This window comes from Pedobacter sp. KH_004 (assembly GCF_057840755.1).
Map to the genome: position 1 here is coordinate 2,096,972 of NZ_CM174519.1, position 25,255 is coordinate 2,122,226.

Here is a 25,255-nt window from a genome sequence, read left to right on the forward strand (position 1 = left end):
ACCAATGAACAAAATCCCAAAAGCATTTTTAATTGCCGATATCGCTTGTTTCGTCATGCTTTTGGTTTTTCTTTTTTCTTTACCTTCAAAACTCTTCAAATCTCCCACCTCTTTTGTTATTGAAGCCAACAATGGAAATTTGCTTAGTGCGGCTATTGCAAGCGATGGACAGTGGCGTTTCCCCGTGGTTGATTCAGTTGCGGTAAAATTTAAAACCTGCATTATTGCTTTTGAAGATAAACGGTTTTACGATCATTTTGGCCTTGATTTTTTAGCGATGGGCAGAGCTATGCGGCAAAACTTTAAAGCCAAAAGTGTAGTGAGCGGAGGCAGTACGCTAACCATGCAGGTAATTCGATTATCGCGACAGCAAGACCGAACCATTTGGCAAAAGTTATTAGAAGTGATTTTGGCTTTACGCTTAGAATTAAAGTATTCAAAGGAAGAAATTATCAATCTTTATGCGGCCAATGCACCCTTTGGCAGTAATGTTGTTGGGTTGGAGGCCGCAAGCTGGCGCTATTATGGCCGTGACGCTAAGACACTTTCCTGGGGTGAAATGGCCACTTTGGCTGTTCTTCCAAATAGTCCGTCACTGGTTCATCCAGGCAAAAATTCTGCCCGTTTAATAAAAAAACGAAACGATTTGCTGGATAAATTAGCTAGGCTGAAATACATAGACCAAGCTACCGCGAATCTATCTAAACTCGAACCTGTTCCTGGTAAACCGCTCCCCTTACCTCAAAACGCACCCCATTTACTTAACCGGTTTAAAGCAGAAAGAGCAAGTCTTAAGATAAGTTCTACCAAGATTAGATCGACACTGAACGAAGATATTCAACTTAAAATCAATTCAATTTTAAAGCGATACAATAACCGATATAGAGCAAACGACATTAACAATATCTCCGCGTTGGTGCTGGATGCGAAAACCGGGCATGTAGTTAGTTATGTTGGAAATATCTATCAACCTGAAAATGCCGATTTGGAGAGTCATGTAGACATGATTAAAGCACCACGCAGTCCGGGCAGTACATTGAAGCCACTCCTTTATGCAAGCATGCTCAATGACGGATTTATCTTGCCTCACACTTTGGTCCCTGATATCCCGACTCAGATAGCCGGATATTCTCCCCAAAACTATGATCTAGGATACGATGGCGCCATTTCAGCTGATAAAGCATTGAGCCGCTCCCTCAACATTCCAGCGGTAAAAATGTTGCAGCAATATAAGTATGAACGTTTTTATGATAAGCTAAAAAAGCTTGGAATCGGCACCTTAAATCAACCTGCCGATCATTACGGTTTATCGCTAATTTTAGGTGGCAGTGAAGTGACGATGTGGGATTTAGCCAATACGTACATGGGCATGGTTCGTACGTTGAACCACTTCAACACTTATAAAGGTTTGTATAATCCAAACGATTATAATCAAGCTACTTATTTTGCTTCCGATAAAAAGGATGAAAAAGATTATCAACGAAATTCATTTTTAGACCATGGTGCTATTTGTGCCACTTTTAATGCTATGGAAGAAGTAATGCGCCCTGGTGATGAAGGTTTATGGGAGCAGTTTTCATCCTCTCAAAGAGTGGCGTGGAAAACAGGCACGAGTTTTGGCTTTCGGGATGCCTGGGCGGTTGGCCTGACACCGAATTATGTTGTTTGTGTGTGGGTGGGCAACGCCGATGGTGAGGGCCGGCCAGGATTGGTTGGTATTGAGGCCGCTGCACCAGTTTTATTTGATATCTTTAGGTTGCTGCCTAACGGAAAATGGTTTGAAACACCAACTACAAAACTTCGAAAAACTAGAGTCTGCAAACAGAGTGGTTACAAGGCAGGAGAAAATTGCCCTGATGTTGTGAATGAATGGATCCCCGCTTCTGGAGAGAAAACAGCAGCCTGCCCTTTTCACAAGCTGGTTCACCTGGATAGAACTGGAACTTACCGGGTAACCGACCAGTGCGAAAGCGTAACCAATATGCAACACAAAAGCTGGTTTATTTTACCGCCGGCGATGGAATATTATTATAAAATTAAAAATAGCGATTACAAAAGCTTACCTGCATTTATGATCGGCTGTGAGAACAACGGCGGTAATAACGTAATGGAATTGATTTATCCTAAAAACGGTGCAGTTGTTTATATTCCTTTAGAACTCGATGGAACAAGAGGTAAAATCGTATTGAATGCGGCACATCGGAATCAGAATTCCAAAATTTATTGGCATATCGACAATGAATATGTAGCCACCACCAGCAATTACCATCAATTGGCTATTAGTCCGGCACCAGGTAAACATACCTTAACTTTGGTTGATGAAAATGGAGAAAGATTAGTACAGGTTTTTACTGTCTTGGATAAGGAAAAAAAGTAGAAGGATTAAAGATCAAAATTCAGAAATTAAAGCGAATATTTTTTTGCCGTTTGCCTATTCATTGCCGTTGACTTCAGTCTTCATTGCCGTCGACTTCAGTCGACGGTTGCTTGTTGGCTATGAAGAGGTATTTTTTTGCAATTTCTTGAGTTTAATAAACCCGATAGAATGAATCCCGATTTTTCATCGGGAGAAAGGATAGCGGGACTGCCGTAACCGATAATTGCAGAACACTGCTTTCCAAAAACTAAAAGCATTTCTTAAATCTCCGTCTTCGTAACCACTAACTTCCTTTCTACTGTTCCGTAGACAATTAAATATTGAGCAATCATATAAGTTGCCATAATCAAAACGCCTGCCTGTGGAATGGGCAGTGCGAATTTATTTACGGCCAGCGCACTATCTGACAACAGGAAAAACAAGGCTCCGTAAACAATCAATTTGTAACTAAAGATATTTACTTTACCGTACCGGTTTACTGCCATTATCGCCATGAAAGTGATAATAATGGCGTAAAATAAAACGGCAAATTGCATGGCGCCAAGGAAAGGTTGTAGGTAGAAAAACAAGCCCACACAAAAAATGATCAAAGCACCTACAACCCATAAAAAAAATCCACTTTTTAGGCTAGGGTTTGATTTATGATCTAGAATGAATGCCCTGATATAAAAAATGTGGCAAAGCAAAAAAGCGATTAATCCGTATATAAAAAAACCAGATCGACCTGTTTGCAGCATTAAAAATATATCTCCTGCTAGGGCAAAAACCAAACCTGTAAAAATACGTTTATGGAACCTGCCTTTAAGATTTGTGCTTAAGTAAAGCCATGCCAGAAGAGTAATAACAATTAGCGGTTTGGAGAAGTTACGCAATTGGATATTGCCAACTGTTTCTGCATAAAGCTGAATAATAAATACGATTGCAAAAATAAAAGAGAATAGCTTAGTTTTCATCAGTATTAGGGTTTGCCTGTTGCAAATTGAAGAACCAAATTACGGATATTAACTGTATGCCTGCAAATATTACTTGATAGCCTATTGGAAATTTTAAAACTACCACCAAGAGAAAACCGAGTGCTAATCTAAAATATTCAAATTTTGCTAACCATTGCTTCTGCTCTAACAAAGCGCCACATGTTGTTAATGTACAAAGTGTGAAAACAGCACCTGAAACGAGTGATATCGTATCTAATTTGGTATAAGAAAACAATATTACTGAGCCAGCAATCAAGGCTATTAGGAAGTGTACTAAAACATATCCCATAAGCTTTGACTGAAATTTGGGATTATACTTTTTGTAGCTTGTTACTATTTCAGGTGCATTTTGAAAACCTCCCAAGTGATCAGGAAACCATCCTGGAGGATTGATAAAAACCTTGATCTTGTCGCTTATTTTTGGTGATTGCCGAGCTGTTTTAACTAAATCATCCCAATAATGGATGTTTGCCCAAAAGGGATTCCAGCTGGCCAAAGGCTTAGTGATCCCATAATAAACTTCTTCTTCTTCCTTTTGAAACGTACCAAAAAGCCTATCCCAAATAATGAGCGTTCCTGCATGGTTTTTGTCAATGTATTTTGGGTTGGAGCCATGATGAACACGATGATGCGACGGCGTGTTTAGGATATATTCTAGAAAACCCATTGATTTGATCGCTCTTGTATGAATCCAGAATTGGTACAACGTATTGAATGAGCTTAATGTTAAAAACATAATTGGGTCGAAACCTGCAAAGGCTAAAGGCAAATAAAAAACCCAGCTAAACCAACCTTGAAACCAGCTTTGTCTAAGCGCTACCGTCAAGTTATATTCTTCTGATTGATGGTGAACAATGTGTGCCGCCCAAAGTGCATTTACCTGATGGCTCATCCGATGAAACCAGTAATAGAAAAAATCAACACCTATGAAAAGTATGATCCAAATCCAAATGGTTTTTGGCAGATCAAACAAGCGCCAATGTTCGAAAATATATCTATAACCAAAGAACAAGGTCGTTTTCATGAAAATACCTGTAAGCTGCTGCCCTATCCCCTGACTTAAGTTCGAGATGCTATCATTTAGCCTGTAAAAATTCAACTTTTTATAAAAGTTATAAGCAAGCTCTATCCCAATCAGAATAAAAAATACAGGAACAGATAAAGCGATGTAATCTACTTTCATGAATAAAATATTTGGTTAGAGTATTTTTACAATTTAAAAAATATTTGCGATTAGTTAAATTATATCGATTAGAAAATCAGATGCTTTTGTGCTGGAACTTCATCAAAAAATCAAATATGATGAAATTTAAAAATACTATCATAACAATTTTGTATAGAATTACATTGCTTGAAGAGGAAGATTTTTGAAGTAGCTGGATCGAACTCGCAAATAAGATGAATTATCGGCATAATTACCTAACAGACTTGCAGTTTGCTATTATTACCTATCAAATTGTAATAAGTAATTTAATCTTCGGCTACGGGACTTAATTAACAAACCTGTTTTAGCTTTCGCACTACAATTTGCTTCTGGCTATCCAATCCGAATAAAAATTGTAAAAACTCATCAGTTTCCTGAATTTCTATTTTCGTAATTTTACCAGAAGCATTCGCATTTTCAATGTATTGCCCTAATTTGAGTTCTAACAGTGTCGATGTAGGAAGATCATCATTTACAATCATTTTAAAATCGGTAGAATAAGCGTAAAACAAGTATTATCTTCGTTAGAGGTAACCTCAAGTGATCCACCGTGTGCTTTTGCAATTTCAGAAGAAATGTACAAACCTAAACCAAGTCCTTTTTGGTTTGGCTCTACCTCTCCTCTCGAAAATGGTTGAAATAACCTTTCCATTGCAGCCTCAGGTATTTTTTTACCAGGATTAGCTACGCAAAGTGTAAACTGACTTTCATTGGTTACCGCCGAGATATCGATAGTAGAATCTGCTGAACTATAAGCCAGGGCGTTGCCCAACAAATTAGAAAACAGTTGCGCAATCCGCTTTCCATCGGCATGAATGGGATGTGCAATATCAAAGTTCAGTTTCATTTTCTTATCAGGAGATATGGCGTGAATCTCTTCGATAACCTGGTACAAAATCTTTTCTAAATCTTCATCAGGAGTTGGAGAAATGTTAATCCCGCCTCCCAATCTGCCGCTTGCAAAATCGAGCATATTTTCAATCAAGCCATTCATCCGGAATGAAGAATCTTTTATGATGTTAACCAACTTTTGCGTTCGGTCTTCGTGATTGATACGGGCCAACAATTGCGCACTATTAGAAATTGCATTTAATGGATTGCGTAGATCGTGACCTAAAATGGCAATAAACTGTTCTCTAACTTCAGCGGTTTCCTTCTCAATTTTTAGAAGCTCTTCTGATGCCGCCAATTGATCCATCGTATCTAAATGAAAGGCAATCAAATCAGCAAACATCTTGAACATCCCTATTATAGTAGGGTTGTTAAGTTTTGCTGGTTTAGGATCGATGGCGCAAAGTGTACCGAAGAAATCACCATCTTTTCTTACGATTGGAACAGAGATATAACTTTGAAAGCCGTACATTTTTGGCGTATGATGGTTAGCAAACTGCTCATCTTCGGAAACATGATCGATAATCACCGGATCATGATGTTGCCTGATTTCATTACAAATTGTGGTTTTTAAATCTAATTCCCCGCCAGGAACCAACCCAAAATTTATTTTGTCATTAACGGCACAAACCACCCATTTGTCTGAGGTTACTCTGGCAACTGCAGAAAAACCCATGCCTGTAGCATTGCAAACTATTTCTAATATGTTTGCTACTGCAGGAATTTTGCCAATTGATTCTATATCAGCAAGAATGTTATTGTTATTTGTTTGCAAGTGTTAATAGGGATAATGTTGCACAATTTACAAAAATAAATTCGGGAAGAAAAGCCGCTTACTTTTATAACATTCGTTTTACACAAGATACCCGATCAGCTCTGAAAACCTAAATATATATTTGGCTGCCGAATTAAAACAATCGGGCAGCCAAATATTTATGCTTTTAATAAGTTCGGTCGTTCATGGTATGTTCTCCATAATAACTCGCCGAATAGCGTGTTTGACCAAGCAAACCAGGCACGGGTAAAGTTTGCCGGATTATCTTTGTTAAACGATTCATGCATAAAACCTTTTCCTGCATGAGTTTTACGAAGCGTATCGATACAATATTTAATTTCTGTATCGTCTTTTGAGGTTAAAGCCCTCATGGTGATACTCATTGGCCAAATCATATCTTGACCAGCGTGAGGACCGCCAATACCTTCCGCAGCGGTGCCTTTAAAAAAGTATGGATTATCTTTTGAGAGTGCAAATTTTCGGGTGTTCTTGTAAATAGGATCATCAACACTTACGGCGCCTAAATAGGGTAAACTAAGTAAACTTGGCACGTTAGAATCATCCATTAAATAGGCACTTCCGAAACCATCAACCTCGAAGGCATAAATTTTGCCATATTTTGGATGATTGATAATGGCGTGTTTTTGGAGCGCAGCACTCACTTCACTGGAAAGATTTAACAGGCTGCTTTCTAATGTTTTATCAGGCTGTAATGCCTTGATCATTTCTGCAGCTTGTTTTAAACTTGATACCGCAAAAAGTTGGATGGAACCAAAAATGGGAAAATAGTTGCATCATCACTCGGACGGAAAGCCGAACAAATTAAGCCAACAGGATTTACCGGGAAACCGTAACCTGCCATTGGCAATGAATCTGTCGGTTGAGTGGTTTCACGTTGAAAGTGATATGGTCCTTTATCCGCTTTGCGTTGCTGCTCTTTGAAAGTTTTTAAGGTGGCTTCAATGCCTTTTTTCCAATCGGCATCGAATGGAGTTTTATCACCAGTTTTTTTCCAATAATGATAAGCTAAGCGAATCGGATAACATAAAGAATCGATCTCCCATTTACGCTCATGCACACCAGCCTGCATGGCAGTTTTATCAGTTTTCCACTCACCTACCTTATTTGGATCGCCATAAAAAGCATTGGCATATGGATCTTTTAATACACATTGAGTTTGGTGGATAATTACCCCAGCTATAAGTTTTTTTAGTGGCTCATCTTCATTAATAAATTGAAGATAGGGCCAAACTTGCGCAGAGCTATCGCGAAGCCACATCGCATCAATATCACCAGTGATTACATAAGTATCGGGTCTGCCTTTTTTTTCCTCGTAATAAACAGTGGTGTCCAAAGTATTTGGAAAACAATTCTCGAAGAGCCAGGCTAACTCTGGATTTTTAACATTCGATTGGAATGTTTTGATAGCAGCATCTACTGCTTTGCTTTGAAAATGTCTCTTCCCCGCTGCAACCCTTACTACTGGAAACTCGGGTACAAGATCTGCTGCCAGAGAAAATTTTGATGCCAAAACCCCAGCGCCTAATAAACCGGTGTTTTGTATAAATGTTCGTCTTTTCATTATGGATGTTTATTATAATTTGGTTAATTTAAGTTGCGCCAACCGGGCATAATATTCCAACATTGCCGCTTGCATAATTAGCGATTTGTTTTTTTGTTTACCTAAAAGATCATTGTCGTCTCGTTCTTCCGCCCAAATTCGCTCGCCTTCATCAATTAGAAATGATAGTCGACGAGGATCTTTTTCAACTTCGAACAACTCGAGATAACCACGCATTAAAACAACATTGAACCAATAGTGATCACCAAGTTTATTATTTCTGTAAAAATGTTTTTGGGCATTGCCGGCAATAAACTTCGCTTCATCTAAATACTTTTTATCTTTTGTAATTTGATAAAGGATTACATTTGCTTGCAACATTGTACCAGTGTTGTATGTGTATGTTGCCGAGTCGATTTTTGAATTTTTTATGCTGATGGCATCATAAAATATGCCTTCTGGAGATCGAAGCATTTTATTCGTCCAATTATAAACAAGCAATGCGGTATCCAGGTACTTCTTTTGTTTAGTGGCTTTGTATAATCGTAGTGAAACCAAAACATTCGGCCCGTTTGAACAGGTATTTTTAGATGTTTTTTCATCCTCTTTCCAGTATAATCCTCCACCAAGTTTTTCATCGTAGCCGGTTAATAGCCATTGGTAAATCTCTTTGGCTTTTGTTAAATAAATCGAATTTTTCGTCCGATTGTATGCGTCCAGATATGCGATTGCAATCCATTGGTTGTCATCGTAAAAGCGTGAACTTTTATTGATATACGATTGATAGGATGGCAAGGGCGATGCTGTGGTATAATATTGGTCTATCGCAGAAATTACAGGCTTCATGGCTTGCTTTCGTCCAATGGCCTCACTTTCATTTGCCGCCTGGATTAAAGCACATAAAGGCCACAAGTAGGAATATGGTTTCTCATGCTTCCCAATGTTTTCCAAATACAAGCCTTTATCTTTTACTAAAAAATATCTGTTGATATTATTTTCGATAATATCAACCCTCTTCAAATACTTTTCTGTTTTATGTTGCGCATAGCTTGAGGCAACATAAAAAAGTGCAGTGAATGTTAAAAAGAATAGTCTAAAGATGTATCTCATTAATGGCGGTTTTTAAGCAGGCTATTTTTTCAGTAATCTTCACTTAATAATTAATTCCATCGTTTAATAATAAGCTATAAAAATATTCGGTTAGCACTAAAAACAAATATTAGTATAATTTCATTAACATCAAAATAAAAAAGCCAGTTAAGCTATTCCTAAATCGATTTTCTTGAAGAGGATAAATTTGACTTTGTATGAAATTATTTTTTTGCTTTGATGGGATAATTCTATTAAGCCGAGTGAAATTTGGATTGGTACAAAAGAAAAATGGTCAGATCTCGAGAATTTCTAAAGTTGACTCTAAACACATGCTGAAAATTACGGATTAATCTAATTTGAGAAAGGTAATGTTAGGTGTTTCACTGGTTCTCCATGTTCATCACAGCGTTTTGTATTCGGGTTCATTGTTTTAGGATTTTACTAATAAAAGAGAGAATTTCAATATAAGAAACTCGGCCGGCCGAACCGCAGCCAAACCGATTTCAATAATTAATCTTCCTTCTAAAAGATCTAGGGATGTCATGGTTACGCCCAAACCTACATTTACAAAATAGGCATGTTCTGGTTTCACCCCTGCAAGTGCACCCTGGCGCCATAATTGATTAAAAAAGTTCTCGCACATGGCTTTTACCCGAATCCAGGTATTTGCATCATTTGGTTCGAATACAACAAACTCGGTTGCTTTCTTGATAGATTCCTCCACCATGATAAATAATCTTCGAATAGGAACGTATCGCCATTCATTATCATTTCCCGCTAACGTTCTGGCGCCCCAAACCAAAGTGCCTTTACTATCAAATTTCCTAATGGCATTTATACTTTTTCCTCCCATCGGATCGACATTTAGGTAATCTTGTTCCTCATTACTAATTTTAACTAGCGGTTTATCAACTGTTATGATGCTTTCATTTGCCGGAGCTTTCCAAACGCCTCTATTGTTATCTACCCTGGCCATTACTCCAGCCACCATTCCTGATGGATAGAGTGGAACGGTATATGCATTTAATGCAGCCTTAATTTCGTGAAATAACGTAAAATCTATGCTATCAAAACCGCCAGTTAAAGCTGGCCCACTCAAAGTAACAGCGGGTGTGTTTCCTTTCGGATCATAAACCATGGTAATGTTATTTCCTTCATTTCCGGCGGTGCCCGCAGTTAAGGTAACAACAGCGACATATACAGTTGCAACTACCATAGCAGAAAGATCGGGGTGAGCCGCAATAGCTGCCCTAAGTGATTCGGCAGATACCTCCCCGCTTCCTAAAGGGATACCATCACTTCCTCCAAACTTAAAACTGATCCCTGCTATGGAAATAGAATGATTTTCAAGATCATTAGATTCGAAAGTTATAGTTCCAGAGGCCTTCAATGCAGTAACGGGATTAGATGTATCAATCATTTTGGTAATTGACTGTTTAGTATCGCCAACCTTCTTGTAAATACCATTGTTTGTCCCTATACCCCTATTATCAGCTGCAATCTTAATAAAATCATCAGCGGTACGATTATAGATAGCTTTTGTTTGAATTTTCGGATAATAAGCTGCTCCATACTTTAAATGAGCAGCGCTAACAAAATCACTGCGAAATGTATCGGCATCGCGAATAGGCGTAGCCGAGCCAGATTGTGGTACATCCAGTATGGAAAATCGATCTTTCAACTTTGCGCACTGGGCAAGCATGGCATCGTTCATTTCTAGTATTTCCGATGCCGATGATAGCGCTGTAATTTCTGGAATAGCGAGTAAAGTAATCGCATCCTCTTTTTCACACGCGTCTAATCCATTTTTTAAATCGCTTTTAACTATGACTGGTGTTTCGGCAAAATCACCTACAGAAACAACGAAACATGGACCGCCACCATTATCATAAAACATTTTTACATGATAATAAAGTAGATAGCCCGAAACTGTAGTTGTTGGATTTACTGCAATCTTCGGCATAGTAGAACCCTTATCCGGATTTTCTATAGTAACTTCCAAAAGCTCAGGATACGCTAGCCCAAAATATTGCTCAAATTCTAAAAGCGAAGTAATGCGTTGAGGTACGTTTACATCGAAAGCAATTCCGTTTTTTTCCCGCTTAGCGGTATAACCAATAAAACCCGGTATAGCAGTTTCTAACTGGGCAATGGAGGGTGGAAAAATTGAAATCTCCTCAACATAAACTCCCGGATTTTTGTATTTTAAAGCCATTTTTTAAGTGATTGATTTTTCAAGCTTATGTTGCATTTCTTTTAAAAGTGTTGATTTCCAGGTATTCAAATTTGTTAATGGAAATAAATGCAACTCTTCCATGCGTAACCTGCTGTACGTGCTCTCAAACGCTTGACATACGGAGTTTGTACATCACCGACGGAAGATAACTGTGTCCGATAGCGCTCCATAAATGGTTTATTTGTTCGAAATTAAGATTCACAAGCGCTATACTTAATTGTTCAGTGTTAGAATCTATGATAGATGATTGAGGCGAATTGGACGGTGTAAAAACATTTTTATTCTGGAAAAAAGAAATTACCTGCGATAACCTTTCCAAACCTTCCAGATAATCCGTTCGGGGCGTTATAGTTGCTTCGTAATGAAAGTTTGCGGAGATTAGGATGTATAAGCTAAGACCCATACCAGGATTTCTGGATTCACTCTCACCCGGCATGTTTCTTACATTTACAAACTGATTTTTGGCAATAAGATCTTCTTCAATGTTAATTAAGGTTAAGCCCAGGCTTTGATGAGGAATAGCTAATTTACCATCGTAAACGAGATTCGAAACAACAATATAATCTTCGTTTGTTGTTCCGATAAGATGGTTGAAATAGCCATTAATTTCTTTCGAAATGAAATCTAGAGCAGTGTTGATCATAGGCAAATTTCATGTAAGATTATACTTGTAATTGAATGATTACCATAAACTTATCTGTGAAAATAGTGAAATTTATCTACAATTATTTGAAAATTATCAATCAAAATCTTTGTTTACCTAGAGAATTCCATCAATTAAAAATGGGTAGCTTCATTGGGCGTTTCATTTTTTTTGATCGAATGTTATTGGTTATCTTAAAATTAGAAGAGTTTCTTTAAATCTGTTAGTGATAGATTATCGCAAAATATTCTTACGCAGCCAATTGATCGTTTAGGCACTTAACCCCACAAAAAAAACCGCTGGCCTTAGCCAGCGGTTTAAACAACAATAAAGATGATTTTGAATATTATTTCTTTGGTTTAGCGCTCATATAAAAAGTTAGCTTTCCACCATTGGTAATGTCAGTATGCTTTATTTGATGGTTTGTAATTTCCTTACCATTCAACATTACTTTTTGAACGTACACATTTTTATCGCTTTGCTTAATTGCTTCAACAGCAAAGGTTTTTCCGTTTTCTAAATTAATCACAGCATTATTAACCAGCGGACTTCCTAATGAGTAAACATCTGAACCTGGTGCAACCGGATAAAAACCCATTGCTGAGAACATATACCAGGCGCTCATTTGGCCGCAATCGTCGTTGCCACCTAAGCCATCAGCAGTAGGTTTATATTGCATATTTAGAATGTGGCGAATTTGTGCCTGCCCTTTGTAAACCTCATCCGTCCAATTGTACAGGTAGGCCACGTGATGTGCGGGCTCATTTCCATGAACGTAACCGCCAATAATACCTTCACGTGTAATATCTTCAGTATGAGCGAAAAACTCATCAGGCAAATGCATGCTAAATAAAGAATCTAAACGAGCTGCAAATTTCTTTTTTCCGCCCATCACTTCCACTAAAGAAGTGGGGTCATGTGGCACAAAGAAACTGTAATTCCAGCTATTTCCTTCAATAAAGCCTTGTCCCTCTGTATCTTTGGGGTCAAAAGCCTTTTTAAAAGTTCCATCAGCTAAGCGAGGACGCATAAAACCCGAGGCAGCATCGTAGTTATTTCTCCAGTTGTTAGACCTTTTAATAAATTCATTATAAACGTCCATTCGGTTTAATTTTTTTGCCAATTGTGCAATCGCCCAATCATCATAAGCATATTCTAAAGTGTTTGAAACTGATACGCCACTTTTTTCTGCAGGAATATAACCCTTATCCATATAGTAACCAATCCCTTCATAATCGCGGTGTTTAGCCGTTTTTACACAAGCATCTAAAGCTTTGTTTGCATCGCCGTTGTAGGTACCTTTAATAATTGCATCCGCCAAAACAGAAACACTATGGTAGCCACTCATACACCAGTTATCGTTTGCATAATGCGACCAAATCGGCAGCATTTTTAAACTGCTCTGATCATAATGGGCCATCATCGATTTTACCATGTCATTACTTCTACTTGGTTGCATAATGTTAAAGAAGGGATGCAAAGCCCGGTAGGTATCCCATAGCGAAAAAGTAGTATAATTGGTAAAGCCTTCTGCTTTATGAATGCCCTGATCCAAACCTTTATATTCTCCATTTACATCAGTGTAAGTTGTTGGATTAATAAATGAGTGATATAGTGCAGTATAAAAATTAATCTTATTATCGTTTGAAGTAGTGACCTGAATTTTATTTAACTCTTTATTCCAGGTAGTTTGTGCTTGCGTTTTAACTTTATCAAAATCCCATCCTGAGATCTCAGCACGCATATTTTGTAAGGCGTTCTCCTGACTTACCGGAGATAGGGCAAACTTAATTTTTACCTTCTCTCCCTCCTGCGTATCAAAATCAAAATACATTTTTAGCTTTTTACCAGCAATTTCAGGAAAGTTTTGGTCTTGGTTAAACTTGCCCCAGAAACCGCGATAAGCTTGTTTAGCATCATAACTCTTACGTCCATAGCTTTTAAAAGGTTTAGAAAAACTCATAGCAAAATAAACGGTACGTGTTCTTGCCCAACCATTGGTTTGGCGGTAACCGGTCACTAAAGTATCGTTAACTACGCGAACATAAGTCCATACGGTTTTATCCTCATAGTTGTAAATTCCAGCCATCAAATCGAGAATGATGTGCGATTGATCTGATTTCGGAAAGGTGTACTGATGCATCCCGACTCTATTTGTCGCTGTTAATTCAGCAGTGATATTGTCGTCATCCAACTTTACTTTATAGTAACCCGCTTCAGCTTTTTCGTTTTCATGAGAATATGCAGAGCGATATCCGCCTTTTGGATTGTCGGCCGTACCCGGATTTAACTGGAGCTTTCCTTGGGTAGGCATAATTAAAAAATCACCCAGATCTGAGTGGCCTGTACCGCTAAAATGTGTATGACTGAAGCCTGTTATCGTTTTATCTTCGTATTTATAACCTGCACAGTATTTATAAACGTCGCCATTATATTTGCCATTTACCTCGTAAGATAGCGTATCCGTTTCCGGACTTAACTGTACCGCACCAAACGGAACCGTAGCTCCGGGATACGTATGTCCCATTTTTGAGGTACCAATAATAGGTTTAACATATTGAACTAAATTCTGCTGTGCCGAGGCCATAAATGACGACAATAACAAACAAGGCAGGATAACTTTTTTAATCATATTTGTTTAAAATTGAAACTTTATATTTTGAAGATTCTAAGGTATTAATTAAAAAACTAATCTGCATAAAATCTTAAACTAAATCGTTTAATCAATAGAAAAAATACAATTGACATGGAAACCTATTTTTGATTTGGAAAGCATGTTTCTGTGCTTTTAGTTTATTTCAGTCCTGCTCTTTGCTTATCCCGATGAAAAATCGGGAACCGCTGAATGAGAAATAGCGAATCATAAGGAAATAGGCATTCAGAAAGGCTTTTTGAGTCAAGATTTGAAAGGATGTACTATCTGCTTTTTACAAGTAACTGACTTGCTTTAAAAAAATTGAGGTAAATAAACCTTATTTTTGCATCCAATTATTTTGAAATGAGTAAACACGGTAGAATTCTGGTAGCCATGAGTGGCGGGGTTGATAGTTCGGTAGCGGCAGTAATGTTGCATGAGCAAGGCTATGAAGTAATTGGCTTAACCATGAAAACCTGGGATTACGCCAGCGCAGGTGGAAGTAGCAAAGAAACCGGTTGTTGCTCTTTAGATAGTATTAACGATGCCCGTACACTTGCGGTAAACTATGGTTTTCCACACTACATTTTAGACATTCGCGATGAATTTGGCGACTATGTAATTGATAACTTCGTTGATGAATACTTAGCTGGAAGAACTCCAAATCCATGCGTTTTGTGCAATACGCATATTAAATGGGAAGCCTTGTTAAAACGTGCTAATAAACTGGATTGCGAATTTATTGCTACTGGTCATTATGCAAACATCCGCCAGCAAGATAGCGGGCGTTATGTTATTTCAAAAGGAAAAGACGAAAATAAAGACCAATCATACGTGCTTTGGGGTGTTTCGCAAGAAAATCTTTCGCGAACTAAATTCCCCTTAGGAAGTTTTGCAAAGTCCGAAATCAGACAAATGGCACTGGATATGGGCCAGGAAGAGTTGGCTAAAAAATCAGAAAGCTACGAGATTTGCTTCGTACCTGATAATGATTACAGGGCTTTCTTGAAACATAAAGTTGAGGATTTGGAAGACAGAGTTGCCGGCGGAAATTTTATTCTAAGCAATGGAATGGTTGTTGGCCAGCATAAAGGTTATCCGTTCTATACCATTGGGCAACGTAAAGGTTTAGGTGTGGCGTTTGGCGAACCTATGTTTGTTACGCAAATTTTGCCAGAAAGCAATACCGTTGTTTTAGGAAAAGCTGAAGAATTGGAACGTAGAGAAGCAATGGTGCGTAACATTAACCTGATTAAATATGCAAGCATTGAAGAACCAATGAACGATGTGATTACCAAAATCCGTTATAAAGATGCCGGAATGTTAAGTACCATTGTACAAGAAAAAGATAGAATGCGTGTAGTTTTTGATCATAATGTATCGGCAATTGCACCAGGACAATCTGCGGTTTTTTATGAAGGAAACGACTTACTGGGTGGCGGTTTCTTAGTGTAAACACCTCCAGAAGATATAATGATCCCGACTAACGAAAATTTAGTCGGGATTTTTTTTGCCCAAACATTCTTGCAGGTGCTAGCCAAATGCTGAGGTAAGCAAACAAAAAACGTTTAAACTTATTTATTAAAGGAATTGACCCATTATTAGCAGATATGAATCACACAAAACGACCTTTTCAGCCAATTGAAAATTACGGCATCATCGGCAACCTCAAAACCGTTGCTTTAGTATCCTTACAAGGGTCGATTGATTTTATGTGTGCACCAAATTTTTATTCTCCTACCGTATTTGCCACCATGCTCGATTCGAGAAAAGGTGGTTTTTGCGCTGTTGAACCCGATTTAGAAAATTTCACCAGCAAACAACTCTATTTGCCTGGCACTGCAATTTTACTGACCCGCTATTTTTCTGATGCAGGAATAGCGGAGCTAACCGACTTCATGCCTATTGAAAAAGGGAATGTTGCGCTTAATAGTGCTATCGTAAGACAAATTAAAACCGTACGTGGAAGTATAAATTTCAAGGTAAGTTGCGTTCCTCGCTTTGGTTATTCGGAAAGCGACTACGAAACCGAATGTTTGGAAACAGAAATTAAGTTTACCTGCAAGAAAGAAAATCTGCAAATCAATATGATTTCGGATAAAGCCCTAAGGGTGACCAAGAAAAACGGTTATAGTGAATTTACCTTAAAGGAGGGCGAAGTGGCCACAATCGTCATCGAATTCCTGGAAAATGATGAAGCAGGAAAAGACTTTAAGTTTTATAAAGAGCAATCCTATCACCAAACGAAAGACTTTTGGATTAACTGGATTAACAAAACCAGTTACAGCGGAAGATACAGTGAACTGATACGACGATCGGCTATTACATTAAAACTTCTTACTTCTGTAAAACATGGCTCTGTTGTAGCCGCCCCTACTTTTGGCTTTCCAGAGGCCATTGGAGGAAACCGAAATTGGGATTATCGTTATACCTGGATTCGCGATGCGGCCTTTACCATGTATGCCTTTTTAAAATTAGGATTTAATGATGAGGCAACCGCATTCATCGACTGGATTTTTAGCCTCTGCCAACAAATTGATTTGCAGTTAGTTTATCAAATTGATGGAGAAACAAGCATCGAAGAAAAAGAGCTGAAACATTTTGAAGGCTACCGTTCTTCTAAGCCCGTCAGGATTGGAAATGCGGCAGCAAAACAATTGCAAATTGATATTTATGGTGAGCTGATTGACACGATTTACATCTATAATAAATCGTATAAACCAATCACCTATGAGTTTTGGACCCTGATCGAAAAACAAATTGCCCAAGTGATCAAAAACTGGAAAAAGGCTGATCATGGAATATGGGAAATTAGAAGTGAGAAAAAAGAGTTTCTCCATACGCGTTTGATGTGTTGGGTTGCACTCGACAGGGCAATTAAAATAGCTGAACATCGCTCTTTTCCCTATCCTGAAAATGAATGGCATCAAATTAGGAGTGATATCTACAACGATATCTATCACAACTTCTGGAGTGAAAAACTGGGTGCGTGGGTACAATATAAAGGAGCGACACATGTAGATGCTAGCGTTCTACTGATGCCTTTGACTCATTTTATTTCTCCTATAGAACCGCGTTGGCTTTCTACTATGAAGGTTATTGATGAAGAATTATTGGTTGATGTTCTGGTTTATCGCTACAATAACGGCTTAAGAAATATCGATGGCCTTGAAGGGGAAGAAGGCACCTTCAATATGTGTTCTTTTTGGTTCATTGAAGCTTTGGCTAAAAGTGGAGAAATAGAACGTGCGGTAGAGAACTTCGAAAAGATGATAGGTTATGCCAATCACCTGCATTTGTTCAGTGAGGAATTAGGAAAAAAAGGGGAACACCTAGGCAATTTTCCTCAAGCCTTTACCCATTTGGCTTTAATTAGCGCAGCAGTAGAATTAAATAAACAAATAGAAAGAAGAACCAGTAAGTTTTAGCTTACTGTTCTTCGTAGTGATAAGTTAAACCACCATCAACAAAATAAGTAGAGCCTGTTACATAACCAGCTTCATCAGAAGCCAAAAAGGCTACTACTGCAGCAACATCTTCCACTTTACCCATGCGCCGCATCGGAATATTCTCTAACAAACTCTCCAACTGTGCTTTATTATTTAACAAATCTTGATTAATTGGAGTAGTTACCGCACCTGGTGCAACATTGTTAATTCGAATATTTAAAGGTGCAAGTTCGGTAGCCAAGTTCCTGCATAACATTTTTAAAGCGCCCTTACTGGCACAGTACGCTGCAAAGTGCGGAAATACGATCTCTTCGTGAACAGAACTCATATTAATAATGGTACCCGCCCGCTTTTCTCTCTTACAATATTTAACAAAAGCCTGAATACCAAAAAAAACACCTTTGAAATTCGTATCCATTACAATGTCGTAATCTTCTTCTGTTACCTCCCAGAAATCTGCCTTTTTTTCTAAGCCTGCATTATTGATTAAGATATCCAGCGATCCAAAAACTTTTGTTGCATCATCAATCAGCTTTAAAACTTCAGTGGTTTTGCTCACATCAGCAGCTAAAAATTTGGCTTTTCTGCCCATTGCTTCGATTTCGGCGATTAATTTTTCTCCGCGTTCGTCAAATTTGCGTCCATTTAAAATAATGTCAGCACCTTCTTTGGCCAATCTCAATGCGCAAGCCTCTCCTATTCCCTGGCTGCTTCCTGTAATCAGCGCTATTTTATTTTCGTAACGATTCATCATCAAATTTTAAATACTAAAGTTCTGTTTGGCCTATAATGTTTTAAAAGATTTAAAAAACGACTAGCACTTGTTGTAGATAACGGAAGCACTTTTTCTAAAATTAAAAGGAGTACCATTTTAGATATAAAGAATGGTTTTTAGATAGCTTTTGTATATTTTTATGCGTTCAGAGCTGTTCATAATTCAAATGCTATTAATTAAAAACTTAATTAATTGCTATTTAATAACATGTAGTTCCAAACAGTAAATCTATCTCCTAAACCCAGCTTAAAACAGGGCGTGAAAAATAAAAAAATGAGTCAACAAAATAATTACGATGCAGAATTTTGTGGAAATCTTGCCATCCATCAAACCAACTCCATACAAGATTTCGGATATCTTTTAGTTCTAGATACCGAAAATCTTAATATCATTCAAGCCAGTGAAAATGTTAACGAAATAATTGGTTGTATCGCCAAAGAATGCATATCTAACCCTTTTCAGCAATACTTATCTGATGAAGATTTTGAACACTTCAAAGCCGCAGTGAGTAAAGGCTTGAGAAGTCGTTTGCCCTTCCAGTTTTCACTAAAAAATGGATCGCTTGCTGAACCAGTAAATATTCTGGCTCATGTTAAAAAAGAATTTATCATCCTTGAAATAGAAAAGATAGATGACGAAACTGAGCGAAGTTTTACCAAAGTATTTCAGGAAGTAAGATCGTTTATTTCCACATTAGAAAGTACCGAAAGCCTGCAAAATGTTTGTGAGGCGAGTATTAAAGAGATTAGAAGAATTTCTGGTTTTGATGGGATTAGAATGTATCGTTTCGATAAAAACTGGAACGGAACCGTAATTGCTGAAGAGATAACTGGTGATTTAGAAAGTTACTTAGGACAAACCTTTCCTGCTTCTGACGTTCCCAAACAAGCCAGAGCACTGTATTTGAAAAATCCATTTCGTTTGATTCCGAATAGAAATTATCAAACCATTAAACTTTTCCCGGTTATTAATCCTATTACCAATGGTTTCTTAGATCTTTCGGATTGTAATTTACGCAGTGTGGCCAACGTACATTTGGAATATATGGCCAATATGAATGTAACGGCATCTATGTCTATACGCATTATGGTCGATGGTGCTTTGTGGGGTTTAATCTCGTGCCACCACATTACCAGCAAATACCTCAGCGTAGAAAGCAGATCAGTTTTTGATTGGTTAAGCATGGAAATTTCCTATCGGATTTCGTCCATTATAAAACATGAGCAGTTAATAGATCACGCTAAATTGTTGCATCAACGAAGTGTAATTACGGACTTAGTTTACTCCGAAAACGACATCGTTAAAGGAATTTTAACAGACGAAAACCAAAACCTGCTTTCGTTGTTTAATGCTACTGGTGCGGCCTTGAGCTTAAACGGAAAAATTAAAACTTTAGGCACTGTACCAGATATGGATGATTTGGAAAATCTTGTACTTTGGCTTGAAGGAAAAGGGGTTAATAAAGTTTTTGCGAATGAAAATTTAGGAGAAATTTACGAGGAGGCGAAAAACTATGCTCCTGTAGCGAGTGGTTTACTGGTTATTCCAATTGAATCAAGCAAAGGAGAGTTTTTGATTTGCTTTAGGCCCGAAGTGATAGAAAATATTCAGTGGGGCGGAGATCCTAATCAGGCTATAAGATTCGAAAAAGACGGTGTTAATTATCATCCAAGAAATTCATTTAAACAATGGTTACAAACTATTTACGGGCAATCTAGCGATTGGCAAGATACTGAGTTGGAAATGGCGGAATCTTTAAGAAACTTCCTTTTTGAATTTAGGGCTAAACAAATTTATAATTAAACGGAATGACTGAGCAAGTAGTTAAAGAAACTTCAAAAAGATACGATAAATATATTGTTGCAATTGGAGCGTCGGCAGGTGGTTTAGAAGCTATACATGAGTTTTTTGATCACATGCCTAGCAACACCAGCTTCTCTTTTGTAGTTATTCAACATCTCTCATCAGATTATAAAAGTTTGCTGGTAGAACTTGTCGCCAAGCATACCCACATGAAGGTTTTTGAAGCAGCCAATAACATGGCTATTCAACAAGATTGTGTTTATATCATCCCCAACAATAAATTAATGACTGTAAGCCAGGGGCGATTAAAACTGGCAGACAAGTCCGTTATCAAAGCACCTAACACGGCGATAGATCATTTTTTATACACGTTAGCCACAGATAAAAGAGAAAAAGCAATCGCCGTAATACTTTCAGGCACAGGTACTGATGGTACCAAAGGGATTCAGGCCATTAAAGAAAATGGCGGTATGGTTATCGTTCAAGAACCCTCAACCGCAAAGTTTGATGGAATGCCCAATAGTGCAATCTCATCTGGCAATGTAGATCATATACTTGCTGCGCCAGATATGCACAAGGAACTTTTCAACTATGTGAATGAGGAGCCTGTAAAAGTGCTTGAGAATGGCAAAATAAATGAAAAGCTCTTGGATGAGATTTTTAAACTCGTTCATTTACAGAGTGGCAACGATTTTAATTTATATAAAACGCCAACAATCATCAGGAGAATTGGGCGAAGGATGAACGAGAATGGTATCAAAACGCTCGATCAATACGTCGCATTTCTGAGAAAAAACGAAAAGGAAGTTGCCATTTTAGGGCAGGATTTTTTAATTGGAGTAACTAAATTTTTTAGAGATAAAGGTGCTTTTGAAGCATTTGCCGATCAGGTAAATCAAGTTTTAAAAGAAAAATCTGCTGGTGACACGCTGAAGATATGGGTTTGTGCCTGTAGCACCGGACAAGAAGCATATACTGTTGCCATTATAGCCAATGAATGTGTAGAGAAATCGAAAAAGAAAATTGATATCAAAATTTTTGCTACTGATATTGATGATAAAAGTATCGAAATTGCTTCCAGAAACCAATATCCTGCGAGTATCAGTAATGAAGTGCCACCGAAATATTTCAAAAAATATTTTCATCAGGATGGCAAGTTCTATGGAGCAATTCCTAGCATTAGGAAACAAGTTGTTTTTGCCAAGCACGATGTAATTAAGTCGCCTCCTTTTATTAAGAATGACTTGATTACGTGCCGAAATATGCTGATCTACGTGAATAGTGTTTTGCAAGAGAAAATACTGTCCATATTCCACTTTTCCTTGGTATCGAACGGTTATTTAATGCTGGGCTCAAGTGAAACTGCATCATCTTTGCGAGCTGGATTAACCGAGGTTTCGAGCAAATGGAAAATTTACCAGAAAACTGGAGTGATCAACTATTCCAGCTATAATACCTACAACACCGGATCGAGGCAGACTTCAGATCAAGGCAAAAAGAAAAGCAGCTCCAGCGATTTTGCCGTTAGCCCAATTGAAAAAAGTTTCAACAACTTTTTAACAAGAGATTTAGGCTACGTGGGCATTTACATAGATAAATCGTACTTGATGCAAGATGCGATTGGTGATTATCGCAAATTTCTTTTTCTCCCTGAAGATAAACTGGAGCTGAATATATTGAAAATGGTACCGAAAGAAATTTCTATCATTTTAAATACGGCTTTGAGAAGCGCTTGGAAAGACAACAAAATTACCCATTTAAAAAGAGTTAGATTTTCTTCAAACGACAAAGAAACCTATTTAAACATCTCGGTACAACCGCCACAATCTACAGATACCAGTACCTTCACCCTGGTAGTTTTTGGAGAAAGCACTTTAGAAACTATTCCCGATAAAGATGATTTAGGCTCGGTAAATTACCACACTGGCGATCAAAATGAATATATTTTTGAGCTGGAGGCAGAGCTGAACGAAACCCGGAACAATCTTCAATTGGCAGTTGAAGAAATGGAAACCACCAATGAGGAGCTTCAATCTACCAACGAGGAACTGCTTTCTGCAAATGAGGAATTGCAATCGAGTAATGAAGAATTACAATCATTGAATGAGGAATTGCATACCCTAAACACCGAGCATCAGGTTAAAATAAAGGAGTTAATTGAACTCAATGATGACTTGGATAACTATTTCAGAAGTACCGATATCGGGCAGATTTTTGTTGATTCAGGGATGTACATCCGCAAGTTTAACGCGGCTGCAATTAGTATGGTAAATTTAATTGAAGCTGATATCGGTCGCTCAATTGAACATATTTCTAACAACATTAAAACGGACAACTTAAATAGGGATATAGATTCGGTTATCAAAACAGGCAAGATTGTAGAAAAAGAAATCCACATCAAAAATGGCAATAGCAGTTTGATGCGGATTATGCCATACATCAGAAAAGACAAGAAAATTGATGGTGTGGTGATTACATTTGTTGATATCTCGAAACTAACCGAGCTAAGTAACATCATTACTGCAGTTTTTAATGCCAGTTTAAATGGTGTAATTGCTTTTAAAGCAGTTCGAAATAAGCAACATTTCATCACCGACTTTGAATGTTTATCTTTTAATGAGGCTTCCTTAAAAATTCTTGGCAAGAATGAAAAAGAACTTGCTGGCGGAAAACTTCTCGAACATTTGCCTGAAATTGCTGAAGGAAATATTTTTAATAAATACATCAATGTAGTAGAGAAAGGCACATCTTTACAGTTTGAGTTAAAACTTAACGATAAGGTTTGGTTAGAAATTGTTGCCGTGAAAATGGCTGATGGTTTTGCTGCCACCATAACTGATATCACAAAACAGAAATTAGCAGAAGAAAAGTTAAAACGCAACTATAACGAGTTACTAGGCACCAGAGAAAACTTAAAAGAATTAAATACAGAATTGGAACAAAAAATTCTGGAGCGTACAGTTAGGCTTTCCGAAAGCGAAGAGCGTTTTAATCTTGTATCTCAGGCTACCAATGACACCATTTGGGATTGGGATTTGGCCAATAACACCATGTGGCGGAACGATAACTTTGCCACAATGTTTGGTTATGAAAACAATCCGGGTAGTCAGAACATTTCTTTTTTCTTCGAAAACATTCATCCTGATGACAGAAAACGGGTAAAAGACAGTGTTTACGAAGCTATTAATAATTCTGAAACGCAGTGGACCTCGCAATATCGACTTAAAAAAGCCGATGGAAGCTATGCTACCATTCTCGACCGGGGCAGCATTTTGTTAGATGATAACGGAGTTCCATATAGAATGGTAGGCTCTATATTGGATATTACTGTTTTAATTGACACAGAAACAAAACTGAATTCAACAGAAAAGAAATTCCGCAAAATTTTCGATTCGAACGTAATCGGGATGATCTTCTCTGATGTTAAAACCGGAAGAATTGAAACAGCTAACAAAGTTTTCATTGATATGCTCGGTTATACTTCTAAGGATCTAGAGAAAGGTATAATCAAATGGAATGACATTACCCCTCCTGATTTTATTCCGATTAGCAAAATATCGGCCGATATGGTTAAAAACGAAGGTTTTTGTCCGCCATTTGAAAAGCAGTACATTACTAAAAGCGGTAAAACGATAGATGTATTGGTAGGCTCTGCCATTTTAGATGATGAAGATGGAAAAGATGCTGTTTCGTACATTATTGATATTAGCAAGCAGAAACATAATGAAAAACGCCGCAACGAGCTTCAAAAGTTAATCAAAAAGCAGCAGGATGAATTCTATAGTATTTTCAAAAAAGCTCCTGCATTAATCTCCATCAGAAGAGGTAAAGATTTAGTTTATGAGTTTGTAAACGAAGCTTTTATTCAATTTGACGGGGGCAGCAATTACATTGGAAAAATACGACTCCAGGAAGGATCGCAGTTTGAAACTGAAGAGCTTAAAAATATCGAAAAGAAGGTATTAGCTACCGGAGAAACATTTATTGCGAACTCCTACAAACTTCAGCAAAAGGACGAAAACACCGGAGCAATAAAAGACAGTTGGTTCGATATTATCCTTAACCCTGTTTTCTCTGATAATGGTGCAATTGATGGTGTAGCATTTTTTGCTTTCGAAGTAACCGATTTGATGATTGCGCAAGAGGCGACTAAAGATCTGATGAACAAAAAAGATGAGTTCATGAGTATTGCCAGCCACGAATTAAAAACCCCTATCACCAGCATTAAAGGTTATTTACAATTTGCGCTTAAAATGGCTCAACAAGAAAAGTTCGAACATATTTCGGGTTTTATTGATAAGGCCACTAAACAAATAGGCAAATTGACTTCGCTGGTTGATGATTTACTGGATGTTACCCGGATTCAGGCTGGGAAAATGGTGTTTACATTTTCAGACTTTAATATCAATGAGGTAATTGAAGAATCAGTTGATGGCATGCAAGGAAGTTTGGGAAAACACTCGGTAACCATGGAAATGGAAAAAGATGTTATTGTACATGCTGATAAGAACCGAATTGAGCAAGTGGTTTCTAACTTCCTTTCTAATGCGTTGAAATATTCGCCACATTCAGATGAAATTATTATTAAAACAGAGCTAAAAGAAACCAGTTTACGGGTCGCTGTAAAAGATTTTGGTATTGGGATTCCAAAAGACAAAGCCGATTATATTTTCGACAGGTTCTTTAGAGTCGAAGAATCTTCCCACTTATTCTCTGGACTGGGCTTAGGCTTATATATCTCGGCGGAAATTATTGAAAGACACGGAGGCGAGATCGGCGTAATTAGTGAAGAAAATAAAGGGTCAGAATTTTGGTTTGAAATCCCCCTTTAATGAAAGTT

14 protein-coding genes and 1 pseudogene are annotated in these 25,255 nt (G+C 37.7%); 5 read left to right on the forward strand and 10 right to left on the reverse strand.

All coding sequences use genetic code 11. The features are described from left to right. Positions 1–4 precede the first annotated feature (4 nt). Positions 5–2,377, forward strand: a complete 2,373-nt coding sequence (pbpC, locus tag AC3ITD_RS08980; protein ID WP_489365819.1) for a penicillin-binding protein 1C — start codon at positions 5–7, stop codon at positions 2,375–2,377. Positions 2,378–2,637: 260 nt separating this feature from the next. On the opposite strand, the gene AC3ITD_RS08985 is transcribed toward pbpC, so the two are convergent. The 9 genes and pseudogenes from AC3ITD_RS08985 to AC3ITD_RS09025 all read right to left on the reverse strand — a co-directional run bounded on the left by AC3ITD_RS08985 (position 2,638) and on the right by AC3ITD_RS09025 (position 14,385). Next, positions 2,638–3,330 carry a lysoplasmalogenase gene (locus AC3ITD_RS08985; RefSeq protein WP_489365821.1) on the reverse strand — a complete coding sequence of 231 codons (693 nt, stop codon included), beginning with the start codon at positions 3,328–3,330 and terminating at the stop codon, positions 2,638–2,640. Beyond that, complete coding sequence (locus AC3ITD_RS08990; RefSeq protein ID WP_489365823.1) at positions 3,320–4,534, reverse strand: sterol desaturase family protein; 1,215 nt, start codon at positions 4,532–4,534, stop codon at positions 3,320–3,322. The genes AC3ITD_RS08985 and AC3ITD_RS08990 overlap by 11 nt, the downstream gene beginning before the upstream one ends. A 311-nt stretch (positions 4,535–4,845) precedes the next feature. Then, positions 4,846–5,037 carry a hypothetical protein gene (locus tag AC3ITD_RS08995; RefSeq protein ID WP_265801019.1) on the reverse strand — a complete coding sequence of 64 codons (192 nt, stop codon included), beginning with the start codon at positions 5,035–5,037 and terminating at the stop codon, positions 4,846–4,848. Further along, positions 5,034–6,221: a GAF domain-containing sensor histidine kinase gene (locus AC3ITD_RS09000; RefSeq protein WP_489365825.1), complete on the reverse strand. Its 1,188-nt coding sequence runs from the start codon at positions 6,219–6,221 to the stop codon at positions 5,034–5,036. The genes AC3ITD_RS08995 and AC3ITD_RS09000 overlap by 4 nt, the downstream gene beginning before the upstream one ends. 158 nt (positions 6,222–6,379) lie before the next feature. After that, positions 6,380–7,803: pseudogene (locus AC3ITD_RS09005) on the reverse strand (glycoside hydrolase family 125 protein). A gap of 12 nt (positions 7,804–7,815) precedes the next feature. After that, positions 7,816–8,892: a glycoside hydrolase family 76 protein gene (locus AC3ITD_RS09010; RefSeq protein ID WP_489365827.1), complete on the reverse strand. Its 1,077-nt coding sequence runs from the start codon at positions 8,890–8,892 to the stop codon at positions 7,816–7,818. A 412-nt stretch (positions 8,893–9,304) separates the two neighbouring features. Next, a complete protein-coding gene (locus AC3ITD_RS09015) occupies positions 9,305–11,089 on the reverse strand; it encodes a phage tail sheath family protein (protein WP_489365829.1) in 1,785 nt (594 codons plus the stop codon). A 124-nt stretch (positions 11,090–11,213) separates the two neighbouring features. Then, positions 11,214–11,753, reverse strand: coding sequence for a Pvc16 family protein (locus AC3ITD_RS09020; protein WP_489365831.1), 540 nt, complete (start codon positions 11,751–11,753; stop codon positions 11,214–11,216). Positions 11,754–12,099: 346 nt separating this feature from the next. Continuing rightward, positions 12,100–14,385, reverse strand: a complete 2,286-nt coding sequence (locus AC3ITD_RS09025; RefSeq protein WP_489365833.1) for a GH92 family glycosyl hydrolase — start codon at positions 14,383–14,385, stop codon at positions 12,100–12,102. A gap of 366 nt (positions 14,386–14,751) precedes the next feature. Here AC3ITD_RS09025 and mnmA point away from each other — a divergent pair, with 366 nt between their 5' ends. Both mnmA and AC3ITD_RS09035 read left to right on the forward strand, forming a co-directional pair. Beyond that, positions 14,752–15,843 carry a tRNA 2-thiouridine(34) synthase MnmA gene (gene mnmA / locus AC3ITD_RS09030; protein WP_056850069.1) on the forward strand — a complete coding sequence of 364 codons (1,092 nt, stop codon included), beginning with the start codon at positions 14,752–14,754 and terminating at the stop codon, positions 15,841–15,843. A 155-nt stretch (positions 15,844–15,998) separates the two neighbouring features. Further along, on the forward strand, positions 15,999–17,816 hold the full coding sequence (locus AC3ITD_RS09035) for a glycoside hydrolase family 15 protein (protein WP_489365835.1): 1,818 nt from the start codon (positions 15,999–16,001) through the stop codon (positions 17,814–17,816). Position 17,817: 1 nt separating this feature from the next. Here the strand turns inward: AC3ITD_RS09035 and AC3ITD_RS09040 are convergent, their stop codons facing one another. Next, on the reverse strand, positions 17,818–18,591 hold the full coding sequence (locus AC3ITD_RS09040) for an SDR family NAD(P)-dependent oxidoreductase (RefSeq protein WP_489365837.1): 774 nt from the start codon (positions 18,589–18,591) through the stop codon (positions 17,818–17,820). A gap of 294 nt (positions 18,592–18,885) precedes the next feature. On the opposite strand from AC3ITD_RS09040, the gene AC3ITD_RS09045 reads away from it, so the two are divergent. Together AC3ITD_RS09045 and AC3ITD_RS09050 are read left to right on the forward strand one after the other, a co-directional pair. Then, positions 18,886–20,415 carry a GAF domain-containing protein gene (locus tag AC3ITD_RS09045; protein WP_489365839.1) on the forward strand — a complete coding sequence of 510 codons (1,530 nt, stop codon included), beginning with the start codon at positions 18,886–18,888 and terminating at the stop codon, positions 20,413–20,415. Between the two features lie 5 nt (positions 20,416–20,420). Then, positions 20,421–25,247, forward strand: a complete 4,827-nt coding sequence (locus tag AC3ITD_RS09050) for a chemotaxis protein CheB (protein WP_489365841.1) — start codon at positions 20,421–20,423, stop codon at positions 25,245–25,247. Positions 25,248–25,255: the final 8 nt, after the last annotated feature.